Source organism: Methylotenera sp., from assembly GCF_036401095.1.
Taxonomy (GTDB): Bacteria; Pseudomonadota; Gammaproteobacteria; order Burkholderiales; family Methylophilaceae; genus Methylotenera.
Genome location: NZ_DASWWA010000008.1, coordinates 108,109 through 132,059 on the forward strand (window position 1 = coordinate 108,109; position 23,951 = coordinate 132,059).

Annotated in this window: 20 protein-coding genes; 6 read left to right on the top strand and 14 right to left on the bottom strand. The window is 45.8% G+C overall.

All coding sequences use genetic code 11. The annotated features are described in order from the left end of the window. Positions 1-113: 113 nt before the first annotated feature. The 12 genes from nadD to VGD82_RS07390 all read right to left on the bottom strand — a co-directional run bounded on the left by nadD (position 114) and on the right by VGD82_RS07390 (position 14,088). Positions 114-764, bottom strand: coding sequence for a nicotinate-nucleotide adenylyltransferase (nadD, locus tag VGD82_RS07335; protein WP_331019777.1), 651 nt, complete (start codon positions 762-764; stop codon positions 114-116). A 164-nt stretch (positions 765-928) separates the two neighbouring features. Next, the gene (locus tag VGD82_RS07340) at positions 929-2,185 is read right to left on the bottom strand and encodes a glutamate-5-semialdehyde dehydrogenase (protein WP_331019778.1); all 1,257 of its coding nucleotides are present in this window, start codon (positions 2,183-2,185) and stop codon (positions 929-931) included. A gap of 99 nt (positions 2,186-2,284) precedes the next feature. After that, positions 2,285-3,298, bottom strand: a complete 1,014-nt coding sequence (holA, locus tag VGD82_RS07345; RefSeq protein WP_331019779.1) for a DNA polymerase III subunit delta — start codon at positions 3,296-3,298, stop codon at positions 2,285-2,287. A gap of 9 nt (positions 3,299-3,307) precedes the next feature. Next, positions 3,308-3,817 (bottom strand): LPS assembly lipoprotein LptE, encoded by a 510-nt coding sequence (gene lptE, locus VGD82_RS07350; RefSeq protein WP_331019780.1) that lies wholly within the window; start codon positions 3,815-3,817, stop codon positions 3,308-3,310. A gap of 3 nt (positions 3,818-3,820) precedes the next feature. Further along, positions 3,821-6,262, bottom strand: a complete 2,442-nt coding sequence (gene leuS, locus VGD82_RS07355) for a leucine--tRNA ligase (protein ID WP_331019781.1) — start codon at positions 6,260-6,262, stop codon at positions 3,821-3,823. A 220-nt stretch (positions 6,263-6,482) separates the two neighbouring features. Continuing rightward, positions 6,483-6,932: an SRPBCC family protein gene (locus VGD82_RS07360; RefSeq protein ID WP_331019782.1), complete on the bottom strand. Its 450-nt coding sequence runs from the start codon at positions 6,930-6,932 to the stop codon at positions 6,483-6,485. A gap of 84 nt (positions 6,933-7,016) precedes the next feature. After that, positions 7,017-7,682: an abortive infection system antitoxin AbiGi family protein gene (locus VGD82_RS07365; RefSeq protein WP_331019835.1), complete on the bottom strand. Its 666-nt coding sequence runs from the start codon at positions 7,680-7,682 to the stop codon at positions 7,017-7,019. Positions 7,683-7,799: 117 nt separating this feature from the next. Then, complete coding sequence (adk, locus tag VGD82_RS07370; protein WP_331019783.1) at positions 7,800-8,453, bottom strand: adenylate kinase; 654 nt, start codon at positions 8,451-8,453, stop codon at positions 7,800-7,802. A gap of 79 nt (positions 8,454-8,532) precedes the next feature. After that, the gene (gene rsmA / locus VGD82_RS07375; protein ID WP_331019784.1) at positions 8,533-9,306 is read right to left on the bottom strand and encodes a 16S rRNA (adenine(1518)-N(6)/adenine(1519)-N(6))-dimethyltransferase RsmA; all 774 of its coding nucleotides are present in this window, start codon (positions 9,304-9,306) and stop codon (positions 8,533-8,535) included. A gap of 36 nt (positions 9,307-9,342) precedes the next feature. Beyond that, positions 9,343-10,359: a 4-hydroxythreonine-4-phosphate dehydrogenase PdxA gene (pdxA, locus tag VGD82_RS07380; RefSeq protein ID WP_331019785.1), complete on the bottom strand. Its 1,017-nt coding sequence runs from the start codon at positions 10,357-10,359 to the stop codon at positions 9,343-9,345. Between the two features lie 34 nt (positions 10,360-10,393). Next, a complete protein-coding gene (locus tag VGD82_RS07385) occupies positions 10,394-11,695 on the bottom strand; it encodes a peptidylprolyl isomerase (protein WP_331019786.1) in 1,302 nt (433 codons plus the stop codon). 2 nt (positions 11,696-11,697) lie between these two features. Then, the gene (locus tag VGD82_RS07390; RefSeq protein ID WP_331019787.1) at positions 11,698-14,088 is read right to left on the bottom strand and encodes an LPS-assembly protein LptD; all 2,391 of its coding nucleotides are present in this window, start codon (positions 14,086-14,088) and stop codon (positions 11,698-11,700) included. A 292-nt stretch (positions 14,089-14,380) separates the two neighbouring features. On the opposite strand from VGD82_RS07390, the gene VGD82_RS07395 reads away from it, so the two are divergent. From VGD82_RS07395 to VGD82_RS07420, 6 genes are all read left to right on the top strand, one after another. Next, the gene (locus tag VGD82_RS07395; protein ID WP_331019788.1) at positions 14,381-15,406 is read left to right on the top strand and encodes an aminoglycoside phosphotransferase family protein; all 1,026 of its coding nucleotides are present in this window, start codon (positions 14,381-14,383) and stop codon (positions 15,404-15,406) included. A gap of 55 nt (positions 15,407-15,461) precedes the next feature. Further along, positions 15,462-16,121, top strand: a complete 660-nt coding sequence (gene murU, locus VGD82_RS07400; protein ID WP_331019836.1) for an N-acetylmuramate alpha-1-phosphate uridylyltransferase MurU — start codon at positions 15,462-15,464, stop codon at positions 16,119-16,121. 25 nt (positions 16,122-16,146) lie between these two features. Beyond that, positions 16,147-17,451 (top strand): aminopeptidase P N-terminal domain-containing protein, encoded by a 1,305-nt coding sequence (locus tag VGD82_RS07405; protein ID WP_331019789.1) that lies wholly within the window; start codon positions 16,147-16,149, stop codon positions 17,449-17,451. Positions 17,452-17,457: 6 nt separating this feature from the next. After that, positions 17,458-18,621 (top strand): FAD-dependent monooxygenase, encoded by a 1,164-nt coding sequence (locus tag VGD82_RS07410; RefSeq protein WP_331019790.1) that lies wholly within the window; start codon positions 17,458-17,460, stop codon positions 18,619-18,621. Beyond that, on the top strand, positions 18,618-19,814 hold the full coding sequence (locus VGD82_RS07415) for an FAD-dependent monooxygenase (protein ID WP_331019791.1): 1,197 nt from the start codon (positions 18,618-18,620) through the stop codon (positions 19,812-19,814). The genes VGD82_RS07410 and VGD82_RS07415 overlap by 4 nt, the downstream gene beginning before the upstream one ends. Before the next feature lie 134 nt (positions 19,815-19,948). Beyond that, entirely contained in the window at positions 19,949-20,668 is a 720-nt protein-coding gene (locus VGD82_RS07420; protein ID WP_331019792.1) for a DsbC family protein, read from the top strand. Positions 20,669-20,722: 54 nt separating this feature from the next. On the opposite strand, the gene VGD82_RS07425 is transcribed toward VGD82_RS07420, so the two are convergent. Next, positions 20,723-21,943 (bottom strand): type II secretion system F family protein, encoded by a 1,221-nt coding sequence (locus tag VGD82_RS07425; RefSeq protein ID WP_331019793.1) that lies wholly within the window; start codon positions 21,941-21,943, stop codon positions 20,723-20,725. 100 nt (positions 21,944-22,043) lie between these two features. Continuing rightward, entirely contained in the window at positions 22,044-23,768 is a 1,725-nt protein-coding gene (gene pilB / locus VGD82_RS07430) for a type IV-A pilus assembly ATPase PilB (RefSeq protein ID WP_331019794.1), read from the bottom strand. Positions 23,769-23,951 lie beyond the last annotated feature (183 nt).

The window sequence follows — 23,951 nt, forward strand, 5'->3', positions numbered from 1 at the left end:
TGGCTTAATGTAATAGTCTTAAATGTAGTAATTTAAATCTAGTAATCTGAATTTAACAATCATAGATGATATTTATGTCACCTGCATTATAGAACATAGTGCGTAGTGCCACGTTATTTGTAAAGTTGGTGACTTTTAATGTAATCAATCACGCTATCCGGCATCAGGTAGCGTGTGGAAACGTGCTGTTTAAATGCGGCGCGAATCGCGGTGGACGAAATATCTAAAGCAGTGACTTGTCGCATGGTGATATAACCAGCAGCGCTGCTCTGCAGGTCTTCACCGTTTTCTGTGTAATGTGCATGCAGAAAGTCTTCCAGTATTTTGGGTAGCGGGTTGCCGGCTTGATTTTTGTTGGTATGTGGCCGCTGCACCAGCGCAATATGGCAATGCTGCAAAATCTCTTGCCAGCGATGCCATGTATTAAATTGAGTGAAAGCATCACTGCCCATAAAGAGGGTCAGGCTAGTCTCGTTGCCCAGCTCCGCACGCAGGCTTAGCAAAGTATCTATGGTGTAGGAGGTTCCGTTACGGTTTAGCTCACGCTTATCCAGCATAAAGTGTGGGTTGTTGCCAATCGCCAACCCTACCATACTGGCGCGATGCTCTGCGCTAATGGCGACTGCATTTTTATGCGGCGGATTGGCAGCAGGGATGAAGCGTATCGTATCCATGTGCAGGTCGTCTGCAAGCTCTTGCGCCATGCGTAGATGCCCGTAGTGTATGGGGTTAAATGTGCCGCCAAGTATGCCTATGGTTTTCATTGCATCAACATTAAGGTAGAAAAATCATGGTATGCCATAAGCAATTGTAGATTGCTGGCAGTTAGTGGGGCTGGTTGGGTATTTAGCCACAGATGTGTACTGTTGCTAAATACCCCGTTTTTTATTCGTGACTGCTGAATATGGCTAATAGCTAGTGTGCCAGATTAAGCGCGAACGTGCCCGTCACCTAATACTACGTATTTAAGTGAGGTTAAGCCCTCTAACCCTACAGGGCCGCGCGCATGTAGCTTGTCGGTTGAGATGCCGATTTCTGCACCAAATCCGTATTCAAAGCCATCAGCAAAGCGTGTGGATGCATTTACCATCACGCTACTAGAATCAACCTCACGTAAAAATCTGCGAGACTTGGTGTAGTTTTCGGTCACAATGGCTTCGGTATGTTGTGATGAGTGCTCGTTAATGTGAGCAATCGCTTCATCCAAGCCGCTAACCACTTTGCATGAAATAATCGCAGCAAGGTACTCTGTGTAGTAATCCTCTTCCGTTGCTGGAATCGCTTGGCTAACAAGTGCGCAAGTTTCGGCACAGCCACGAATCTCAATGCCATGCGCGGTGAGCATGGCTGCCAGCTTAGGTAGCATATCAGCTGCTACTGAGCGTGCTATCAATAATGACTCTGTCGTATTGCAGGTGCCAAGTCGCTGTGTTTTACTGTTCTCCAGAATGCGTAGCGCTTTAGCAAAGTCGGCTTCGTCATCAACATACACGTGGCAGTTGCCATCCAGATGCTTAATCACAGGGATGCGTGCGTCATTAGAAATGCGCTCAATCAAGCCTTTGCCGCCACGTGGCACGATAACATCCACGTATTGCTTCATGGTGATGAGTTCCCCCACTGCTGCACGGTCTGTAGTTTCTACAATTTGCACTGCCGTAGTTGGTAAATTCGCTGCCGCAAGCCCCTCATGTACGAGTTTGGCCAAGGCCTGATTACAATGAATCGCCTCGCTGCCACCGCGCAGAATCGCGGCATTACCGGATTTAATACATAGGCCAGCCGCATCAACCGTCACATTAGGACGTGCCTCATAAATGATGCCGATAACACCCAGTGGTACGCGCATTTGGCCAATTTGAATCCCGCTAGGGCGGTATTTGAAATTGCTCATTTCACCGATTGGGTCCGTGAGGCTTGCAATCTGGTCTAGACCCTCCGCCATATTGGCGATGGATTTTTCAGTAATGGTAAGCCTATCCAGCATCGCAGGTTCTAAGCCATTGGCTTTTGCGGCTTCTAGGTCTAGTTTGTTGGCGGCGAGTAATGTGTCTTTTTCACGTAATATTGCAGCTGCAATTGCGTTGAGCGCGATATTTTTCTGGTTCGTGTCAGCACTAGCCATAAAGCGCGAGGCTTTACGTGCTTCTACACCGATATTTTGCATGTATTGTTGAATGTTCATGATTAATTATACTTTTTATTGCGCGGAATAAAAATAAATTTGGCATGCAGCAAGTGCTGAAAATACATCAACAGCGATGGGTGTGCGCTGAATTTTCAGCTATCGGCTACGTACTTTTGCTAAGCCAAAACATAGCCTGGATATTTCTAGCCAAGCATCACCGAGCATGACGCCTTTTGCCATCCTATCAATATCAGCCAGTTTTTGCAGCGCGGCATCTAATTGACGTAAACTTAAACGCGATAGTGCGCGCTTGACTAGTATTTGTTTGTCGCCATAAATACGCGCGTTAGTCATAGCTGTTGTCAGGTTGGTGCCGCGCATTTCGGCTTGTTTAATCCGCACTAATGGACGCAGCACCCACATGAGCGGATTCATAATGGCTACGGCATTTTCGCCTTCATCTTGCAAGCCTTGCAGAATTCTGACGGTGCGTTCAGCATCGCCAGCAAGTACCGCTTCACCGAGTTGAAAGGCATCGTAACGTGAAACGTTGAGTACGGCTTCACGTACGGCAGCGTCTGAAAGCTCCCCTTGCGGATAGAGCAGGCTTAGTTTCTGTACTTCTTGATTAGCTGCTAGCAGGTTGCCTTCAACCTGATGCGCGAGGAACTCCAGTGTTTGCAGGCTGGTGCGTTGCCCATGTAGCGCCAGGCGGTTCGCAATCCATGTGGGTAGGTTGGCCGCATCTACTTCGTTAATGGTTAATACTTGCGCATGTGCTTCCAAGGCTGCAAACCACGCGCTATTCTTAGCTTCACGCTCTAGCGTGGGCAAGATGATAATGACAGTGGTGTCAGGTAGTGCCTTGGCCGCAAGCGCCTGCAAGGCTTTACTGCCATCCACGCCAGGCTTGCCATTGGGAATGTTGAGTTCTAATAAGCGGCGACTGGAGAACAATGAAATGGACTGGCCAAAACTCTGAATTTGCTGCCAGTTGAAATTGCGTTCAACAATTAAGCTGGTGCGCTCGTCAAACCCTTGCGTGTTAGCCGCCGCGCGAATCGCGTCTAGGCATTCGCGCTGTGCTAGGGGCTCGCTACCTACTAGCACGTAGAGTGGCTGCAAACCTTGCTGTAAGTGTGACGCTAGTTGGGCTTGGTTTAAGCGCATGCTGCGGTGCTATTGCTTGTCTTGATTGGTGGCGGATAGCCTACGTAATATGGCTCGCACCGATTCTTTACGCATGTCGGCATAAAGCCCGGCTTCTTCTTCCGCCTTACCTAGTAATGCTTTGTCGTTGTAAGAAAAGTCACGGCGAATCTGTATGGTTTGTACTCTTCCCCATAATGTTTCGCTCTGCGGCCGCGTTCTGAAATTGACGGTATAATACAGTTCAAACTCACGCACCAAACCTGCACCACTTAAAGAAAGAATACGTTTTTCAGTGGACTCGTTTAACAGCTCTAGCAGCATCTCAGCGTCTTCAGCACTGTCCACAATCTTGACGTTATTGGTTTCTAGCGTGCGTTTTAAGTCTTTTTTTATACTAAGTGCACCACCTTGAAAATTTAACGTAGTAAAAGATAAAGGGGCAGAGCCGCGTAATTGAAAGCCGCACGCAGTGAGTAATAGCGCAATTAAAAACACCCAACTTAATTGACGTGTAAATGTTAAGTTCAGGTATTGCATGGTTTACCCCACAACAACGTTAATGAGTTTATTTGGCACTACAATCACTTTACGTACGCTCATGTTTTCTTCAATGAACTTATGTACGCAAGGTTGTGCCAAGGCGAGTGCTTCCAACGCTTCTTTGCTTTCGGTTTTTGCGGCGGTGATGCTGCCGCGCAATTTACCGTTCACTTGTATCATATATTCGATGCTGTCCTGGACCATTGCGGATGAATCTGCAACTGGCCAGCCCGCATTTAAGATATGGCTAGTCGGGCAAAGTTCAGCCCATAGTGCCTGACAAATATGCGGCACGATAGGCGAGAGTAATAACGCAACATTTTGCAGCACTTCTTGTCTTACCTGGCGTGAAATTCCATCAGTGCCTTCCACTTTGGCTAAGCTGTTCATTAGCTCCATCACCGATGAAATAGCAGTGTTGAAACTATGGCGACGACCATAGTCATCCGCCACTTTTTCAATAGTAAGGTGTAGTTGGCGGCGTAATGTTTTAAGCTCAGCGTTTAGCTCACCCGATGTATAGGCTGCAGTTGCACCAAGCGCTACATGGTCGTAGGTAGCTTGCCATAGTCTGCGCAAAAAGCGATGTGCGCCTTGTACGCCACTGTCCGCCCACTCTAGGCTTTGCTCAGGCGGTGCGGCAAACATCATGAATAAGCGTGCGGTGTCTGCGCCATAGGTATCAATCAACTCTTGCGGGTCTACCGTGTTACCTTTGGATTTACTCATTTTGGTGCCTTCTTTCAGCACCATGCCTTGCGTGAGCAAGTTGGTAAACGGCTCATCGTTTTTAATCAGTCCAACATCACGCATCAGCTTGTTAAAGAAGCGCGCGTATAACAAGTGCAGAATTGCATGCTCAATACCGCCTACATATTGGTCAACTGGTAACCAGTAGTTGGCGCGTTCGTCTGCCATTGCGTTGTTGCTATCAAAGCTGGCATAACGTGCAAAGTACCATGATGATTCAAAGAATGTATCTAAAGTATCTGTTTCGCGTGTGGCTTTACCGTGGCAAGTTGGGCAGGTGGTTTCGTAGAAGCTCGGATCCTTTTTAATCGGAGAGCCCACACCATCCATCACCACGTCTTCAGGTAATACCACTGGTAATTGCTCTACTGGGACTGGCACTTCACCGCAGCTGGCACAGTGCACAATAGGAATTGGGCAACCCCAATAGCGTTGGCGTGAAACGCCCCAGTCGCGTAGGCGGTATTGGGTGCGGCGTTTACCTAAGTTTTTAGCAGACAACGCGGCGGCAATAGCTGCGCTAGCACCGTCAAAATCTAAGCCATCAAATTCTGCTGAGTCAAACAAAATGCCGTGTTCTGTCATCGGCAATGTGTCGATGTCGCTATGTTTGATCACTGCTTTAACTGGCAAGTTGTATTTACCAGCAAACTCAAAGTCACGCTCGTCATGCGCAGGTACCGCCATCACGGCACCTTCGCCATAGCTTGCCAACACATAGTTCGCTACCCAAACTGGCAATTGCTCGCCGTTTAATGGATGGGTAACAAATAAACCGGTAGCCATGCCTTTTTTCTCGGCGGTGGCAATGTCTGCCTCGGCCACGCTACCGCGTTTGCATTCGGCGATAAATTCAGCAAGGGCAGGGTTATTCTCTGCCGCTAAAGTTGCCAGTGCATGTTCTGCCGCAACAGCTACATAAGTTGCACCCATTAAAGTGTCTGGACGGGTGGTATATACCTTAAGGTTGCCATCTTGGCCAACGATAGGGAACTCCACCTCGCAACCGTAACTTTTCCCTATCCAGTTACGTTGCATGGTTTTTACTTGTTCTGGCCAGCCTTCCAGCTTATCCAAATCATTCAGTAACTCTTCGGCATATGCCGTAATTTTCATAAAGTACTGTGGAATGTCGCGCTTTTCTACCAATGCGCCACTACGCCAGCCGCGGCCATCAATTACTTGCTCATTGGCCAGTACCGTACCGTCAACTGGGTCCCAGTTCACGGTAGAGGTTTTTTTATAGATTAAGCCTTTTTTGAATAGCTCGGTAAATAGCCATTGCTCCCATTTGTAATACTCTGGTTTGCAGGTTGCAATTTCGCGGTTCCAGTCCACGCCTAAGCCTAGCTGTTTGAGCTGGGCTTTCATGTGCTCAATATTGCTGTAAGTCCAAGCAGCTGGTGCGGTTTCATTTTTAATTGCCGCATTTTCGGCAGGCAAGCCAAACGCATCCCAACCCATAGGTTGCATCACGTTAAAGCCCTTCATTTTATGAAAGCGGCTTAACACATCGCCAATGGTGTAGTTACGTACATGCCCCATATGCAGACGGCCACTTGGGTATGGAAACATCGACAGGCAATAATATTTGGGTTTGTCTGATTGTTCAGTTGCGGCAAAGGTTTGATTTGCTTCCCAGTAGGTCTGTGCTGATTGTTCGATGTCTTTGAATGGATATTGCTGGTGCATGTGAGTAGCTTAAGAGTTAATTTTTAGATTTCGGAATTATACCTTTTGGCGTGCGAATAATGTGACTTGACGTGTAAATAACCAACTTTAGTTGGTATGTTCACGGGCAAGCCCAATACTGGCTTACCGCAAGAATAATGTGCTTTGACGTGCAAGTAAGCGAATGCAAAAAACCTGCAAATGCAGGTTTTTATATCCTTGTGAGCGTTAATGTGATGGCTTATTGGTTGGGAATTTCAGCTTGTACCAACTGTGCCAGCAAAGCTAACGATTCTTGCCAGCCTAAATAGCAGCCATCTACCGGAATTATGGCGGGGATGCCTTCCTGTGTGATATTGATTTCAGTGCCTACGGACACTTCTTTTAACGTGATAGTCGTGACCATTTCACCCGGCCAGTTAGGATCATCGAATTGATCTGTATGGCGAATCAATGTGTTAGGCACCAATTCTAGGTATTTGCCGCCAAAAGCATGGGTCTGGCCAGTCGTGAAGTTAGTAAAAGACATTCGGTAGCTGCCGCCGACTTTAGCATCTATCGCATGCACCTTGCCTGTAAAACCATGAGGCGGAAGCCACTTCGCCATGGCGTCTGCATCTAAAAGCGCACGGTAGACTCTTTCAGCTGGGGCAGTTAGAACACGGTGTAATTTAACGGTGCCGGTAGTCATGACTTTTACCCTCTCGTTGTTAACTGATTCTATTGCTTACTGCATATTTTGGTAATGTTCAGAACTTGTTAAGTTAAGCTGTGATTACAGGTCTGCACTTAGGCTTTCTAGGGACACAACCCGCGACATTAGAATTTTTTGATCAACGCCTGGGTATTGATCTAATTCTACTTGAATAAAATTCACAATGTCTGGGATGTCAGCATCTGACTTAACAAACACATACCGTATATCTCTTGGACCAAATTTGATTACACAATGTTCTCGTGTTTTTTCATTGGCCGAAGTTAGAGTGTCGATATTTTCAAACTCTGATTTAAGTAGATAGGCTTTAACATTTTTATTCTTTGGTACATATCGCCACTCAGACTCCTGATAAAATAATTTTTCTACAGGCTTACCGTCAACTACCATTTTGCCTTGAGCAGGTTTCGAATGGGCAAGTAAATACCTCATTGTTACTTTCGCAGCTTCTTTTTGGTCAGCTTTGGTATGTTTATGAGAGTGCTCGTTAAGCTCTCTAAATGAGGAGGAAACATTATTTTCTCCTGCCACATACAGAATGGGGTTGAGTCTATTTGCCTCGGCCCATTGCCTTGTCAGACCTATACCAAATTCACCGTAAAATCCGACATGGTCAGTGATTCTAGATAATGGAATGTCGCAGAAACATACCACTGGATAGGCAACGTAATCGTGTGCGTCGTATCCTAACCAAGCCACATCTTCTAAACAGTATCGTGGCCAAATCCATTTTTTAAGATTAGTTTCAGTGTTTCTCTGCTTTTAGTGAAATGAAACAGATTGTTGGATTTTGGGTTCATATAGTTGAGTATGTTTCTACAATCCCAGGTATGTTTATTTCGGTTAAACCAGTGCTTTAAAAATATTGTTCTTAATTGTGTCCAACTCGCCCAAACCATTCACAAACACATGTTTAGGCGCACCTTGTGTGCCGCTGTTAGCCCAATCCACATAGTATTTAACCAGTGGTTTGGTTTGGCTGTGGTAAACCTCTAAACGTTTTTTGACGGTTTCTTCTTTGTCGTCATCACGTTGTACTAGGTCCTCACCAGTTACATCATCTTTACCTGCAACTTTTGGTGGGTTGAATTTTACATGGTAGGTGCGACCAGAAGCGGGGTGGCTACGGCGGCCACTCATGCGCTCAACAATCGCTTCATCAGGCACGTCAATTTCAACCACGTAATCAATACCTACGCCTGCATTTTTCATGGCGTCTGCCTGTGGAATAGTGCGCGGGAAACCATCGAATAAAAAGCCATTGGCACAATCAGCTTCTTTAATGCGTTCGCTTACCAAGCCGATAATCACAGCATCTGGTACCAAGCCGCCACTATCCATAAATGATTTTGCTTCCAAGCCAAGCGGGGTGCCAGCTTTTACTGCGGCACGTAGCATATCGCCTGTAGAGATTTGTGGAATATTGAATTTCTCTTTGATGAAGGTGGCTTGGGTGCCTTTACCAGCGCCTGGAGCGCCTAAAAGAATGATTCGCATGGGTTGGAAGTCCTTAATAGTAAATTTGAAGGTGGATTTTATCTTAAAACGGTGTTCACCACAGCATGCGCTGAGGACTTTAAGTTTTTTGGCTCAGATAGTTGCTGATTCTTACAAAGTCTGCCACGCTCAGATTTTCGGCGCGCAATTGTGAGTCGAGGTCTAAAGCCTTAAACCCTTCATCATCTAGCAAACCTTTGAGCGTATTGCGCAGAGTTTTTCTGCGTTGGCCAAATGCGGCGGTAACTACCTGTGCAAATAAAGCTTCATCATTGGCAGGGTGGGGTAGTGTTGCATGCGGTACGCAGCGCACAAATGCGGACTCGACTTTAGGTGCTGGGTCAAAAGCTTCTGGCGGTACGGTGAATAGGTATTCCATTTGCAGGCGGTATTGCAGCATCACGCTCAGGCGCCCATAAGCGGCAGTGGATGGTGATGCCACCATGCGTTCCACCACTTCTTTTTGCAGCATAAAGTGCATGTCAATAATAACGGCGACATTGTCCAGCAGATGAAACAGAATTGGCGTAGAAATGTTATACGGCAAGTTGCCAACCACTCTGATTGCGGTACCTAAGCTTGAAAAATCAAACTTGAGCGCATCAGAATTATGGATGGTAATTTTGTTGTGCACATAGGTCTTTTCCATCCAGCTAATGATGTCGCGGTCAACTTCTACCACATGCAGCATGGCCAATTGCTGCATTAACGGTTGCGTTAATGCGCCTAAGCCTGGGCCAATTTCTACCATGAGATCATCTTTTTTTGGTGAAATAGCATCTACCAAGCTGGAAATTACGCCTTGGTCAGTAAGAAAGTTTTGGCCGAAGCGTTTTTTTGCAATGTGTTTCATAGCGTTAATCAATAATAGGTGAAAGCATGTGAATAGTTACACACTGCTGGATGGTTTGCTCTTAGTGAGTTGAATCGCTAGTTCAATGGCGGCTAATAAGCTGCCAATTTCAATTTTGCCAGTGCCTGCCAGGTCTAGCGCTGTGCCATGGTCCACAGAGGTGCGTATGATGGGCAAGCCTAAGGTGACGTTCACGCCCTCACCAAAACTGGCATGTTTGAGTACCGGTAGGCCTTGGTCATGGTACATCGCTAATACGGCATCTGCGTGTTTTAAGTGATGTTTTGCAAACAGGGTGTCGGCAGGCAATGCGCCAATCAGGTTCATGCCTTCGGTGCGCAGCTTGGCTAACACCGGGTTAATCACGTCCATTTCTTCACGGCCCAAGTAGCCGTCTTCCCCAGCGTGGGGGTTAAGCCCTGCCACTAAAATACGCGGATTCTGAATGCCAAACTTGTTGACCAAGTCATGATACAGAATGCGAATGGTGTTTTCCAGGCTTTGCTTGGTAATTGCGTCTGGTACGTCTTTTAAGGCTAAATGCGTAGTCGCCAACGCAACGCGCATGCTGTTTGCTTGGTGGCCTGACACTAACATCATCACCACTTGCGCGGTGTGAGTTAGCTCGGCTAAAAATTCGGTATGGCCGCTAAAGGCAATGCCTGCATCGTTGATAATGCCTTTATGTACCGGTGCGGTGACCATGGCATCAAACTCTGTGTTGACGCATCCTGTAGCCGCTGTTTTTAAGGTTTCCAGCACATAGCCGCTATTGTTTGCATTTGGCTGGCCGGCAATCACAGGCTGGCTAATAGCCTGATTAAGCACCGTGAGTGAGCCGTTACCTAGGTGCGGCTGCCGAATATTTGCATCATAGGCCACAGTGCTGAGAGGGAGTTTAAGCGCTTGGGCGCGCGCTTGTAGCATCTCAGTATCTGCAATGACCACTAACTGTGCGTCGAGTGGCTGTGCCGCCAGCATGATGCATAAATCAGGGCCGATGCCAGCAGGCTCGCCTGCGGTAACAACAATACGAGGTAATGGTTTTGTCACTGTAATGGTTTCGTGATTATAGCGTTAAGCGCTATTAAAATTTGTCTTCAAGCCTTAGCTCTACGAAAGCGCGATCACGCAGTTCACGAATCCAATCTTGATACGCTTCATCCGCTTTTCTTGCGCGAATTTCCTGACGTGCTTTTAAGCGCGCGGCTTCCTTGCTCATATCTTGTTTTTTGCGCTCAAGCACTTGTATCACATGCCAGCCAAAAGGGCTGAGCACCGGCTCGCTGATTTGATTCGGCTGCAGGTTGTTCATGGCTTTTTCAAACTGAGGCACTGTGTCGCCCGGGTTTACCCAGCCTAAATCACCGCCGTTGGATGCCGTGCCATCTTCAGAGAACTGGCGTGCCAGTACTTCAAATTTCTCGCCGTTATCTAAGCGCTCTTTAATGCCATCCATTTTTGTTTTGGCATCTTTTTCAGACATGACTTCAGACAGTTTGATCAGAATATGGCGTGCATGCGTTTGCTCGATAATCAGCGGGGAGCTACCGCCGCGCTTATCTGTAAGTTTCAGGATGTGAAAGCCATTAGGGCTACGCAGCGCTGCCGAAACCTCACCTTTTTGCATGGCTTTTAATGCATCAAGAAATAATGCTGGCATTTGAGCACTTTGCTTCCAGCCGATGTTGCCGCCCTCTAAGGCGTTAGGTGCATCGGAAAAACTCGCAGATACTTTTGCAAAGCTAGTGCCTGCCGCCAGCGCAGCAAGGATTTCGTCTACTTTAGCTTTAGCTTTTTGTACATCTTCAGTTGCGGCATCTTCTGGCACGCGAATCAGGATGTGAGAGATTTCATATTCATCTTGATTCTGATTAGTTGAAGCTTGTGTGGTTAAGTAGTTATCGATTTCAGATTCGCTGACATTAACGCGGCTTTCTACCTCACGCTCGCGCAGTCTGGCAATGATGATTTCGTTGCGAATGTCTGATCTAAACTTGCGCACGCTGATGCCATCTTGGTTAAGCGCATCGTAGAACTCTCTTACCGTCAATTTGTTCTGCTCGGCAATACGCTCAAGGGTCTTGTCGAGTTGTGTGTCATCTACTTTAATGCCGGTTTGTGCTGCGTACTGTAGCTGTAATGCGTCAGAAATCAAGCGCTCTAATATTTGCTTTCTTAAGATGCTTGCTTCCGGCAGCTCAGTACCTTGTTTTTTTAACTGTGCGCTGAGTGAGACGATGCGGCTTTCCAGTTCCTGTTCCGTAATCACCGTTTGATCAACGATTGCCACGATGCGATCCATTTTGGTCACGTCTGCAGCCATTGCGCTGAATTGACCAAAGCTTAAGGCAATAAAAAGTGAAATTTTACTAAGGTTACGCAACATAATTACTCGTAATATGATGGTTGAGGATTGTCCGGAATGAAGTTAGAGCTTACATAACCTGGAACGTTTCGTTTAATTACTGCTAATGGGTTTGCGCCAATCGAAGCCAGTCCACCGAGTTCAAGTTGGAAGAAGAAAGCATAGTTCGCGTCTGCAGTGGCTGTAGTCACGCGCTGCATTACGCCGCGAGCTTGCCAGCAACCTGCATCATACTCTAAACCAGCAAGTGTTTCGATGATGTTCTTTTCGCGCATTGAGTAGTTCATGCGACCAACCCCGTACCAGCCTTTGCCTATCGGCCATTGGCTAGAAATGTTGAATTGATCTAATAAATCTTGTCTATAGCTATAGCTTAGGTTTAACACTTTACCTGGCTCAGGGTTGTAACGGCTGGTAATTGTAGTTCTAACAGCGGTTGAGTCGTCGGTGTTGTATTGCCAGAATGCGTCAACCTGCCAGCTGTTTTTAAGCTGACCAGTTATGCCTGCAATTACATCTGAGCTGTTGTTTTTGCGGAATGTAGACAGGTTGCTGTAGTCCAGAGCAACTTGCTGATCGGCAAAGTAGTAGCGTTGGCCTATTGATGCAGATAAGCGCTGTGTGCCGCTGCTGCTTTCAATAAAGCGCGTAGTGAGTGCAAAGCTGAGTTGGTTTGCGTTGTTAATGCGGTCGTTGCCGGTAAACTGATTTTCCATAAACAACGTGGCGAAGTTTAGGTCGGTAATGCTGCTGTCAAACACAGGAATTTTTGCCTGATTGCGGTCAGGGATATATACGTAGAACAGTCTAGGTTCAATTGTTTGCGAGTAACCTCTATTGGCAATTTTGAAATCACGGTCAAAATATAAGCCGCTGTCTAGGCTAAATATAGGCAGCGTTCTATGTTGTGATTCTTGGTCTGCTGCAACGTTATTTAAATTGTAGCTGGTGTAGTGTACGCCCAGTTTCGGTGTGATGTAGCCGTATGGTCTGCTCATCGGCAGCGTGATGCTCGGGTAGGCTGTGAAACGTGTACCTGTTGGGCGCGCAGTGCTGTTATTGTTGTTATCAAAAGCGACTAGCTGCGTGTATAGATTTAAATTAACATCACCATAGCTTTTGCCGCCCGATAGCGTCATTTGTGGCAGGCGCTCGTATGGGAATGACACGTTATCTAGCGTTTGGAACTTTTGCGCAATGGCATTAAAGCTCCAGTTTTCATCTGCGTAATCCACATTGAATTGTTGTGGCAGATTAATACGGCTGGTGGTGACAATACGGGTTGAAAGCTCTGAGAAATACTGGCTATCGGATACTTTCTCTAGGCTGTAGCCTGCTGACCAGCCATTACCAAAGCGATGTTGATGTTTTAAATTGGCAAAGTAGCGCGTTTCATTGGTAAGGGTGTCGCTAGGTAAGTACTCTATGTTGTCTGTACCGGAGAAGTTTTCTTCCATGTACCTGAATTCGCCCTGCAACTGCACGCCGCGTTTACTTAATGCGCGTACGCCCAGTGTTGCATCCATGTTAGGGGCAATGTTCCAATAGAACGGTGTTAATACTTCAAAGCCGCTGCGGCTGGTCGTACCCATTGTAGGTGCGAGCAGGCCGGTTTTACGCTGGTTATTAAATGAGAACTCAATCCACGGAGTATACAGTAACGGCACACCTTTGAACTCGACACGCGCGTTAGTGGCTGTGCCAGAGCTCGTGTAGTCGTCCAGCTTAATTTCACTGGCTTTGATGTACCAGTCATCTACGCCCACCTCGCAGGTGGTGTAGCGCGCACCGGTTAAGCGTTTTTTATCTTCACCCTCAAAGTAAATGTGCTCTGCGTTGCCGCGCACAGTGGAAGGTTTAGATGATAGTTGCATTTCACCGTATCTATTGGTTCCCATGCGGTCGTTAGGTTGGGAGCCTGCGCGGTTTTGATAGCGCAGCTGTTCGTTTTGTTGATTACCTAACTCGTTGGTAAAAACGAGTGCATCATCATCTTGCGACCCTGATTTGCTCGCATTTTTGTGCATGATGATGGTGGCGTCACGCATTTCACCAATGCTTTCCGAAAGGCGCATGCGTAATTCAGGGCCAGATAGTTTTGCATCTCCAACTTCAACTCTGGCGTTGCCTGTAACATGGAGTTCATCATTTTGTACGTTATATTCTATGATGTCGCCATAGGCGGTTTGTTTGCCACGATGAATTTCAGCGTTACCAATGGCGCGCATCTTTCTATCAAGGTGTAGCTCTAATTTGTCGCCATCAATAATAATGCCGTCATTTGCCTCTTGCTCAGTGCTTGGTAGCTGCTCTGTGGGAGTGCTTTCAGGTGGTGTATTTTCGTTTGCGTGCGATTGCGGCGCGTATGCCAATACAATAGGGGTAATAGCAGCTAAAAAGCGACTTTTTAGCATGCGCGTACCATCAGAAGCTGCATAGGGTTGAGCGGTGAAATTAAAAGCACGGGTATATAGGCAAACTGTTTTATTTTATCAATGTTAAAATCTCACATATTGTATTTTTTGGCAATCAGAAATTGACATTGCCTCGGCAGTAAGCAACGTAAAGATTTACATCTTTAACGTTAATCGGCATGCTTAGGCTAACAATGCTAAGGTGAAATTAAAAGCAAATTATACTTGTATAGCAGCGTTAACGATACATGGTTTCAGATATATCAACATTTAAGATGTTAGAAAGATAGACGTGGATAAGGGTCAACAAGATGTTAGGCAGCAGCAGTTAGCAACATGGTTAGAGCAGGTGCTGCAGCATAATGAGTTTAGTTTAAGCACTGCCTCGGCAGATGCCAGCTTCAGGCGTTATTTTAGAGTGCACTTAACCGCTAAAGATGGGAATACAGATACCTTAATTGCGATGGATGCTCCACCGCCGCAGGAAAACTGTGAGCCATTTGTGAGAATCGCGGCCTTGTTTGGCGAGGCTGGTATGCATGTACCTAAAGTGTTGGCACAAGATTTAGCTCAAGGTTTCTTATTGCTAAGTGATTTGGGCGATGTGACTTATTTAAGCATGCTCAATCAAACCAGTGCGCCAAGTTTGTATCATGATGCCAACACCGCACTTATTAAATTGCAGCTAGCGAGTAAGCCTGATGTTCTACCTGAGTATGATGCCGCATTGCTCACCCGTGAGATGCAGCTTTTTCCTGATTGGTATATCAGTAAGCATCTGAATGTGACTTTAGATGAAAAACAGCAGGCTGTTTTGCAGCAAACATTTGATGTGCTCAATCGCAATATTCTGGCACAGGGCAAGGTGTATGTGCACCGAGATTACCATGCGCGTAATTTGATGGTCTGTGCAGATAACCCTGGTGTTTTAGATTTCCAAGATGCGGTTTATGGTCCGATTACCTATGATTTGGTGTCTTTGTTAAAGGATGCTTATATCGGCTGGGAAGAAGAGCAGATTATCGATTGGTGTGTACGCTACTGGCAAGCGGCGCGTAAAGCCGAATTGCCAGTGCCGGACGACTTTAGCGAGTTTTATCGTGATTTTGAGTACATGGGTGCGCAGCGTCACATCAAGGTGCTAGGTATTTTCGCTAGGTTGTACCATCGCGATGGTAAAGATGGTTATTTAAAAGATATGCCGTTAGTGATGACTTACCTACGTAAAGTATGTGAGCGCTATATTGAACTTAAACCGTTGTTACGTTTGCTAGATAGTTTAGAGGGCACTAAACCGCAGGTTGGTTACACCTTCTAGGCTGGTGTTGCCATCATCAAAATGGTTCTTGATAAAGGGTAATGATTTGAAAGCGATGATATTAGCGGCGGGACGCGGTGAGCGCATGCGCCCATTGACCGACCATACCCCTAAACCATTATTGCCAATCGCAGGTAAGCCTCTGATTGTTTGGCACTTGGAGCGCTTGACTCAAGCGGGCTTTAAAGAGGTAGTGATTAATCATGCGCATCTGGGCGATATGATTGAAGATGCCTTGCAAGATGGCGCGCAATGGGGGCTACGTATTCAATACTCTCCTGAAGCGATAGCTTTAGAAACGGCAGGCGGTATTGCAAACGCACTTAGTTTGTTGGGCAGTGATCCATTTTTGGTCGTGAATGGCGATGTATTTACCGACATTCCATTTGCTAATCTTAAGCTAAGCTCAGGCAATTTGGCGCATCTGCTACTGATTGATAACCCGCCGCAACATATGCAAGGTGACTTTGCATTTGCAGATGAAAAAATTAAATTAGAAGGTGAGCCTAAGCTTACGTTTTCCGGTGTGGGTGTTTATCACCCAGCTTTATTTGAGGGTATTAAACGCGGTGATCCGGCAAAGCTTGCGCCACTGTTAAAGCAGGCGATTGCTGATGGTAAAGTAAGCGCCGAGCATTTTAAGGGTGTTTGGCATGATATTGGCACACCGGAACGCTTAATGGCACTAAATCAGCAGTTGCTTGGTCACAGTTGAAAGTAAAAAAAGAAATCAACCGCATATGTTTAATCTAAATGAATTTAAGACACGTCGCCACCAGTTGCTAAAAACGATGGGTGATGGTGTTGCTGTTATTCCAACTTCGCCAGAGCTGATTCGCAATCGTGATAGTCATTATCCGTATCGCTTCGATAGTTACTTCTATTACCTAACCGGATTTAAAGAGCCTGAGGCATTGTTGGTGTTAATCGCTGGCGAAGAGCCTAGAAGCATCCTGTTTTGTCGTGACAAAGATATAGAGCGTGAAATTTGGGATGGTTTTCGCTATGGTGCTGACGCTGCAAGGCTGGAGTTTGGGTTTGATCAAGCGTACAGTTTTAATGCACTAGATGAATTGATGCCTAAATTGCTGACCAATCAGTCCAAGCTGTTTTATAGCTTAGGAGCAGACAGTGCATGGGATGCGCGAGTAACGACCTGGTTAAATCAGGTAAAGGCGCAAGCCAGAAGCGGAGCAAGTGCGCCAGATGAAGTGCTGGATGTACGTAAGTTGGTTGACGAAATGCGGCTGTATAAAACTAGGTATGAGTTAGATCTTATGCAGCAATCTGCCAACATCGCTGCACGTGCTCACGCGCGTGCGATGCGTTATGTGCGTGCTGGCCAAATGGAGTATGAGTTAGAGGCAGAGTTTTTGCATGAGTTTTACCGCTCTGGCGCACAGGCGCCGGCTTATACCAGCATTGTGGCCGGTGGTGCCAATGCCTGCACCTTACATTACAACGCGAATAACTGCTTATTAAACGATGGTGACTTGCTGTTGATTGATGCGGGTTGCGAGTTGGATGGCTACGCATCAGACATTACACGTACCTTCCCTGTAAACGGTAAGTTTAGCGCAGCACAGCGCGATGTCTATGAGTTGGTGCTGGCGGCTCAAAACGCTGCGATTGCTCAGGTCAAGCCGGCTAATCATTGGAATTCACCGCATGAGGCGGCTTTAGACGTATTGGTGCAAGGATTAATTGATTTAAAACTGTGCCACGGTAGTAAAGACGCTGTGTTGGAAAGTGGTGCGTATCGCCAGTTTTATATGCACCGTACTGGTCATTGGCTGGGGCTGGATGTGCATGATGCTGGAGAGTATAAAGATAAAGCGGGTGATTGGCGTAAACTGGAGGCTGGCATGACACTAACAGTAGAGCCTGGCTGCTATATTCGACCGGCTGATAATGTGCCTGAACATTTTTGGAATATCGGGATTCGCATTGAGGATGATGTGCTGGTGACTGAAAGCGGCTGCGATATTATCACTATCGGTGCGCCTAAGACCATCGCCGATATTGAAGCAATAATGCGTGGTTAATGCGTGATGCAAAATGTAGATAATATTGTGATTGTTGGTGGTGGCCCAGTAGGGATGGTGCTGGCGCTTCTATTGGCGAAGCAAAATGTCCCAAGTACACTGCTTGAGGTACGCAAACTTGGTGCAGCCAACCAAGATACGCGCGCGCTAGCCTTATCTTATGGGACGCGTCGAATTCTTGAGAAACTCGGTGTTTGGCAGCATCTGTCATCACATGCGACGGCGATTAATACCATTCACGTGTCGCAAAAAGGTAGCTTAGGGCGTAGCATTTTGCAAGCGCAGGATTATCAGCAAGAAGCCTTGGGTTATGTGCTGTCCTACGGGGCTTTGTGTACGGTATTGGATGCAGAGCTACAACGATTGCCGATGGTGACGATGGTAGACGAGGCGCAAGCGGATGCAATTAGCTATGACGCAAATCAAGCCACCATCCGCTATTCGCGATTGGGTGAGAGCCTGCAGTTGAACTGTGCCTTGGCGGTGTTGGCAGATGGCGGACGTAGCTTGGAAGCGGCTGCTGGTTTGAAGCGCGAAATCAAAGAGTATGGGCATGACGCGTTGATTACTAAAGTTAGCGCAGAATTAGCGCATGGCAATATTGCATATGAGCGATTCACCGCAGATGGCCCGATGGCGCTGCTGCCGAATGGTCCGCGTGATTTTTCTTTGGTGTGGACTGGTAAGAAAGAGTTGATTGCACCACTATTGGCATTAACTGACGCTGAGTTTCTCGCACAATTTCATGCGCAGTTTGGTGATCGTGTTGGTCGTTTTCTAACCGTAGAAAAGCGCATGACATTCCCTTTGCGTTTATCACAATTACAGGAGACCGACACCCCGCATCTGGTGGTCATCGGCAACGCTGCGCAAACCATGCACCCAGTGGCTGGGCAAGGTTTTAATGTAGGCTTGCGTGATGCAGAAGTGTTAGCGCAGCATATTGTTAATACCAACAGCACATTAGGTGGCTCTGAAATGCTCGCCGCATACCGTACTAGCCGTAAAACGGATACAAAAAATGGCCTGTTATTTACAGATTTCTTAGTCAATATTTTCTCTAATGATATTTTGGGTTTTGCTAAGTTACGAAGTGCAGGCTTAGGCTTGTTTGATATGGTGGCACCAGTCAAGCGTCACTTGGTACGCAAAATGAGTTTTGGCAAATGATAGAGCCGCGCTTAAAAACAGATGTAACCATAGTAGGGGCCGGGCTTGTGGGTATGGCTGCTGCCGTTGCCATGAGTCAGGCTGGCTATGACGTTATCTTGGTGGATAGCCAAACTCTACGAGTGCCTAGTGATGCAGATGGTGATTGGGATCAGCGTATTTACGCGATTAGTCCCAAAAATATGCAATGGCTGACCCAGCTAGGTGCTTGGTCTTTATTAGATACGCAGCGTATAGCAGAAATGCAGTCCATGCAGATATGGTGCGATGCAACTGCGCAGCCGTTGGAGTTGCACGCTGAGGATGTGAGCGCCGATTGCTTGGGGTTTATTGTAGAAGAACGCTTGTTAAAAGCAGCGCTTTTAAAGTGTATACAAGCGAGCAATGTGCGCATGATTATGGGGCATCATTGTCTATCGGTTCAATCATCAGCCCAACATACGTTGCTGCAACTGGCAAATCAGCAAGAGATCGAGAGTGCTTTGATGCTGGCGGCAGATGGCGCTAATTCATGGGTTAGGCAGCAACTAGGGATGGGTGTACAGCGTAAAGATTATGAGCAAACTGCGATAGTAGCCAATTTCATCACAGAACGGTCGCATGCAAACATTGCAAGGCAGTGGTTTACTCAGGATGCAATTGGTAGAAGTGGTGTATTGGCATGGTTGCCATTACCAGAAAATAAAATTTCAATCGTTTGGTCTGCGCCCACCGAGCATGCAAAAGCATTATTAGAGTTATCACCCACGGAATTTGCGCACGCAGTTATGCAAGCAGGTGGCGATGTCTTAGGTTCTATGCGCTTGATAGGTCAGCCTGCAAGTTTTCCTTTGGCACTCAAACAGGCAAGTAGCAGTGTTATATCATCGGTGGTGCTGATTGGCGATGCTGCACATAGCGTTCACCCTATGGCTGGGCAAGGCGTTAATCTTGGCTTTCGCGATGTGATTGATTTGCTAAACTTATTGAGCGCTAGACATGTCTATCAACCAATTAACGATACGGCATTACTGAAGCAATACGCTAGAATCAGGAAAGCAGATTTACTTATTATGGTTGCGCTCACAAATGGTTTATATCATTTGTTTGAGAGTCCGTACGCTATGGTTAAAAATGTACGAAACTGGGGATTAGCCACGGCTAACCAACAAACAGTGAAGAAGCTGCTAATTGCCAATGCAATTGCACTTTAAAAGCGTTGTTTAGAAAATAATCACTTAATTGAAAAGCACTTAACTTGAAGTAAAGCGTTTAAATGTAGTCGAATGCTGTCATGATTCTGATTGGTTTTGTGTAAATGTTATCCATCTTACTTAAAGGAAATTAGATGTTAAAGAAGTTCGCTAGTATTGCATTACTGAGCGCGTTTGCTACAGCCGCTGTGGCAGACGAAGCTAGTGTTAAAAAAGCCGTTGAGTCTGCTTATCCTAAGTTTAAAGTGGAGAAGGTCACCAAAACACCTTATGCCGGCTTGTACGAAGTGTTTATGGGCGGTCAGATTATTTACACAGATGAAAAAATGTCATTTTTAATCGCAGAAGGTCGTTTGGTTGATCCAAAAACCAAAAAAGACCTTACTGGCGAGCGCTTGGAGGAGTTAACTAAAATTGACTTCTCAACATTGCCGCTAAATCAGGCGATTAAAGTGGTGAAGGGGAATGGTAGCCGTAAACTGGTTGTTTTCTCCGATGTAGATTGCCCTTTCTGCAAACGTTTAGAGCGTAATGAGTTGACTAACATTACTGATGTCACCATTTATACTTTCTTATACCCAATCGAACAATTACACCCAGATGCCGCGAATAAATCAAAGCTAATTTGGTGTGCTAAAGACCGTGTGAAAGCTTGGGAAGATTGGATTTTAAGAGACCAATTAGCGAGCTCCGCTGGCAGTTGTGATGTGCCCTTGGAAAAAGTAGGGGAGCTTGCGCGGAAAGTCGGAGTGACCAGCACGCCTACCTTAATCTTTGCTGATGGTAAACGCATGTTAGGCGCACAGCCTTATAAGGAAATTGAACGCATGCTTGCATCCGCAAGTAAAAAATAATTAGTGCTAACCTACTCAACAGGGTGATTTATATCACCCTGTTTTTTCTTAAAACTAACCAACAACTTGACCAAGTTTGAAAATAGGTAGATACAACGCGACGACCAAACCGCCAATCAGCACCCCAAGTACCACCATAATGATAGGTTCCATCAGGCTTGATAATGCTTCTACGGCATCGTCAACTTCAGCCTCATAAAAATCTGCAACCTTGCTTAGCATAGAATCTAATGCGCCAGACTCTTCACCAATTGCTGTCATCTGTAGGACCATATTAGGGAAGACTTCAGCATTCTGCATGGCTACAGTCAAACTGGTGCCGGTGCTGATTTCACTTTGGATTCTTTTTGTTGCATCGTAATACACCCTGTTCCCGGATGCACCTGCAACCGAGTCCAAGGCTTCAACTAGTGGCACCCCAGCCGAAAACATGGTGGCCATAGTGCGGGCAAATCTTGCAATAGTTGCTTTGCGGATGAGTTCACCAAATATAGGCAGTTTTAACATTAGCCTATCCATTGTTGCTTGCATAGAGATGGATCGCTTCCATGTGTAGAAAAAGAACCATAGTCCAAAGCCAATAGAGCCAAAGATTGCCCACCACCACTCCACAAAACCATCAGATATAGCCATCACAACTAGGGTTGGACCTGGAAGGTCGGCACCAAAGCTGGAAAATAAATCTTTAAATGCTGGCACTACAAAAATCATAATTACTGTTGTGATGATAAACGCAACAACTATAATAGAAATAGGATAAAACAAGGCAGATTTAATTTTTGATTTAATTGCGAGGATTTTTTCTTTATAAGTCGCAAGCCTATCGAGTAGGGTATCCAGAATGCCAGCCTGTTCGCCAGCGCCAATTAAATTGCAGAATAGGGCGTCAAAATACAAAGGATACTTACGGAATGCGGCACTTAGGCTGCTGCCGGTTTCTACATCTGATTTAATATCATTTAACAGTTTTGCTACAGCAGGATTGCTATGCCCCTTACCCACAATATCGAAGGATTGCAGTAGGGGAACACCTGACTTCATCATGGTCGCGAGTTGGCGAGTGAATAGCGTGATATCTTTATCCGAGACTTTTCCTGTTTTTGCAAAGCCGCTTTGTTTTTTAATTTTGGTGACAGTAATCCCTTGGCGGCGTAACGTAGCACTGACAAATGACTCGCCAGACGCTTTCATCTCCCCCTTAACGACTTTGCCTTTTTTATCTTTACCTACCCAAGTATAAATAACTTCTTTTGTGGCCTTAGGATTAGCTGCCATAATCATTCCCTGAGTGATTTATTTATAATTTATTGATTTAGCGTACTTTAAACTGAATAAGTATTACTAGCATACTTGTAAATTGACGTATTTTAAAAAACTATTCATTAGTGCAGGCCTCTACTTCTTCGATAGAAGTTAAGCCTTGTATCACTTTGAGTACACCTGAGCGACGTAAGTCATTGACGCCCTCAATTTTGGCTTGGTCTGCAATGTCGTGTGCTGTGCCGTTTTTCATAATAATGCGGCTAATTGCATCTGTAATAGGCATCACTTGGTAAATACCTACGCGTCCCTTATAACCGGCATTACAGAGCTCGCATCCTTCTGGGTTGTGGGCATAAAGTTGCCAGCTTTCATTGAAGTCCTCTTCAATAAAACCTACATTCAAGAGTGCTTCTTTAGGTATGGTGATAGGAATCTTACAATGTTTACACAATCTTCGAGCCAAGCGCTGAGCTGTGATGAGTGAGACTGCTGACGCAATATTAAATGGTGCAACTCCCATATTGAGTAGGCGCGTTAATGTAGATGGTGCATCATTAGTGTGCAGTGTTGATAGCACCATATGACCAGTGGATGCGGCCTTGATGGCCATATCCGCAGTTTCTAAGTCGCGAATCTCACCAATCATAATCACATCTGGATCTTGCCGTAAAAATGACTTTAATGCCGCTGCAAACGTCAAACCTTGTTTGTCGTTAACGTTGACTTGGTTGATCCCGGCTAGTGGGATCTCACATGGATCTTCCGCCGTTGATATGTTCACGTCTGGGCTGTTAAGAATGTTTAAGCACGTATACAGAGATACTGTCTTGCCTGACCCCGTTGGACCTGTTACTAACACTAAGCCATAGGGGCGGCTTACTGCGTTGAGCAAACGTTCTTTTTGTATAGGCTCATAACCCAGCGCTTCAATACCAAGGGTGGCGCTAGCTGGGTCAAGAATACGCATTACGATTTTCTCACCATGAATCAGCGGTAGTGTGCTCACCCGGAAATCAATAGTACGTGTTTTAGAGAGTACTAGCTTCATACGGCCATCTTGCGGAATGCGTTTTTCCGAAATGTCCATGCTCGAAATAACTTTAATGCGAGATGCTAGTTTTTCTTTAATCGCGAGGGGAGGCTGGTTAATCTCCCGCAACGCGCCATCTATACGGTAACGTACACGATAAAACTTCTCATATGGTTCAAAATGTAAGTCAGATGCGCCCATGTTAATGGCGTCTAGCAGCATTTTATTTAGAAAACGTACGACAGGGGCATCATCGACCTCTGTTTCAACTTGTTCTTCTTCTATGGCATTTGGGTTTTCATCACTAAAGCCAAAATCATCATCATTTCCAATATCTAATGATTTTAGACTGGTGTCTTTAGCTTGAATCACTTTTTCTATCCAGCGTCCAAGCTTATCGTCCTCAACCACAATAGGCGAAATGTTCATGCCCATCTGAAATTGTACGCTGTCTAATGCAAGTATGTTGGTGGGGTCAGAGATTGCAACATAAAGTACATTGTTGCGTGCTTGCAGGCCTATTACGCGATTACTAATAGCCAGTTTGCTGTCAATTTGTTTGGCGGGTAAGTAGTCTGGGTTGAACGCATCAAGATTGAAGTAAGGGAAGCCAAACGCCTTTGCTGAGGCTTCTGCAATACTTAATGCACTGAGTTTTTTGCTTTGAATAAGCTGCGAAATAAAAGAGGCGTTTGCAGAGGATGCTTGAGCCTCAACCGCTCTTGCTTCGTCTTCAGAAAGTAGCTTTTCTTGAATTAATGTTCTAGCTAGACCACTTAGTTTTGTTTGTGAAGTTGCAGTTGCCATATTGGTTGTCGTGGTTGAATGAGCTTACAAGCAATTACAGTTAATTAATTCAGACCAATAATGCACTTTACGTTTTTTTTTGTAAAGGCTTTACGTCTTTTATGATGAAAAATCAGTGCTTTTCTAATGGCGCTATGCAAAAACTTGGCAACATGATGATGCTGTTGAATTACAGCGGTGTTT

Bases quoted from the DNA above. Each gene is read 5' to 3' on its own strand.
- pilB (WP_331019794.1), bottom strand. From the start codon at position 23,768: ATGGCAACTGCAACTTCACAAACAAAACTAAGTGGTCTAGCTAGAACA.
- holA (WP_331019779.1), bottom strand. From the start codon at position 3,298: ATGCGCTTAAACCAAGCCCAACTAGCGTCACACTTACAGCAAGGTTTG.
- VGD82_RS07385 (WP_331019786.1), bottom strand. From the start codon at position 11,695: ATGTTGCGTAACCTTAGTAAAATTTCACTTTTTATTGCCTTAAGCTTT.
- rsmA (WP_331019784.1), bottom strand. From the start codon at position 9,306: ATGAAACACATTGCAAAAAAACGCTTCGGCCAAAACTTTCTTACTGAC.
- leuS (WP_331019781.1), bottom strand. From the start codon at position 6,262: ATGCACCAGCAATATCCATTCAAAGACATCGAACAATCAGCACAGACC.
- adk (WP_331019783.1), bottom strand. From the start codon at position 8,453: ATGCGAATCATTCTTTTAGGCGCTCCAGGCGCTGGTAAAGGCACCCAA.
- VGD82_RS07390 (WP_331019787.1), bottom strand. From the start codon at position 14,088: ATGCTAAAAAGTCGCTTTTTAGCTGCTATTACCCCTATTGTATTGGCA.
- VGD82_RS07425 (WP_331019793.1), bottom strand. From the start codon at position 21,943: ATGGCAGCTAATCCTAAGGCCACAAAAGAAGTTATTTATACTTGGGTA.
- VGD82_RS07340 (WP_331019778.1), bottom strand. From the start codon at position 2,185: ATGAACATTCAACAATACATGCAAAATATCGGTGTAGAAGCACGTAAA.
- VGD82_RS07420 (WP_331019792.1), top strand. From the start codon at position 19,949: ATGTTAAAGAAGTTCGCTAGTATTGCATTACTGAGCGCGTTTGCTACA.
- VGD82_RS07410 (WP_331019790.1), top strand. From the start codon at position 17,458: ATGCAAAATGTAGATAATATTGTGATTGTTGGTGGTGGCCCAGTAGGG.
- murU (WP_331019836.1), top strand. From the start codon at position 15,462: ATGATATTAGCGGCGGGACGCGGTGAGCGCATGCGCCCATTGACCGAC.
- VGD82_RS07360 (WP_331019782.1), bottom strand. From the start codon at position 6,932: ATGACTACCGGCACCGTTAAATTACACCGTGTTCTAACTGCCCCAGCT.
- VGD82_RS07415 (WP_331019791.1), top strand. From the start codon at position 18,618: ATGATAGAGCCGCGCTTAAAAACAGATGTAACCATAGTAGGGGCCGGG.
- VGD82_RS07405 (WP_331019789.1), top strand. From the start codon at position 16,147: ATGTTTAATCTAAATGAATTTAAGACACGTCGCCACCAGTTGCTAAAA.
- lptE (WP_331019780.1), bottom strand. From the start codon at position 3,817: ATGCAATACCTGAACTTAACATTTACACGTCAATTAAGTTGGGTGTTT.
- nadD (WP_331019777.1), bottom strand. From the start codon at position 764: ATGAAAACCATAGGCATACTTGGCGGCACATTTAACCCCATACACTAC.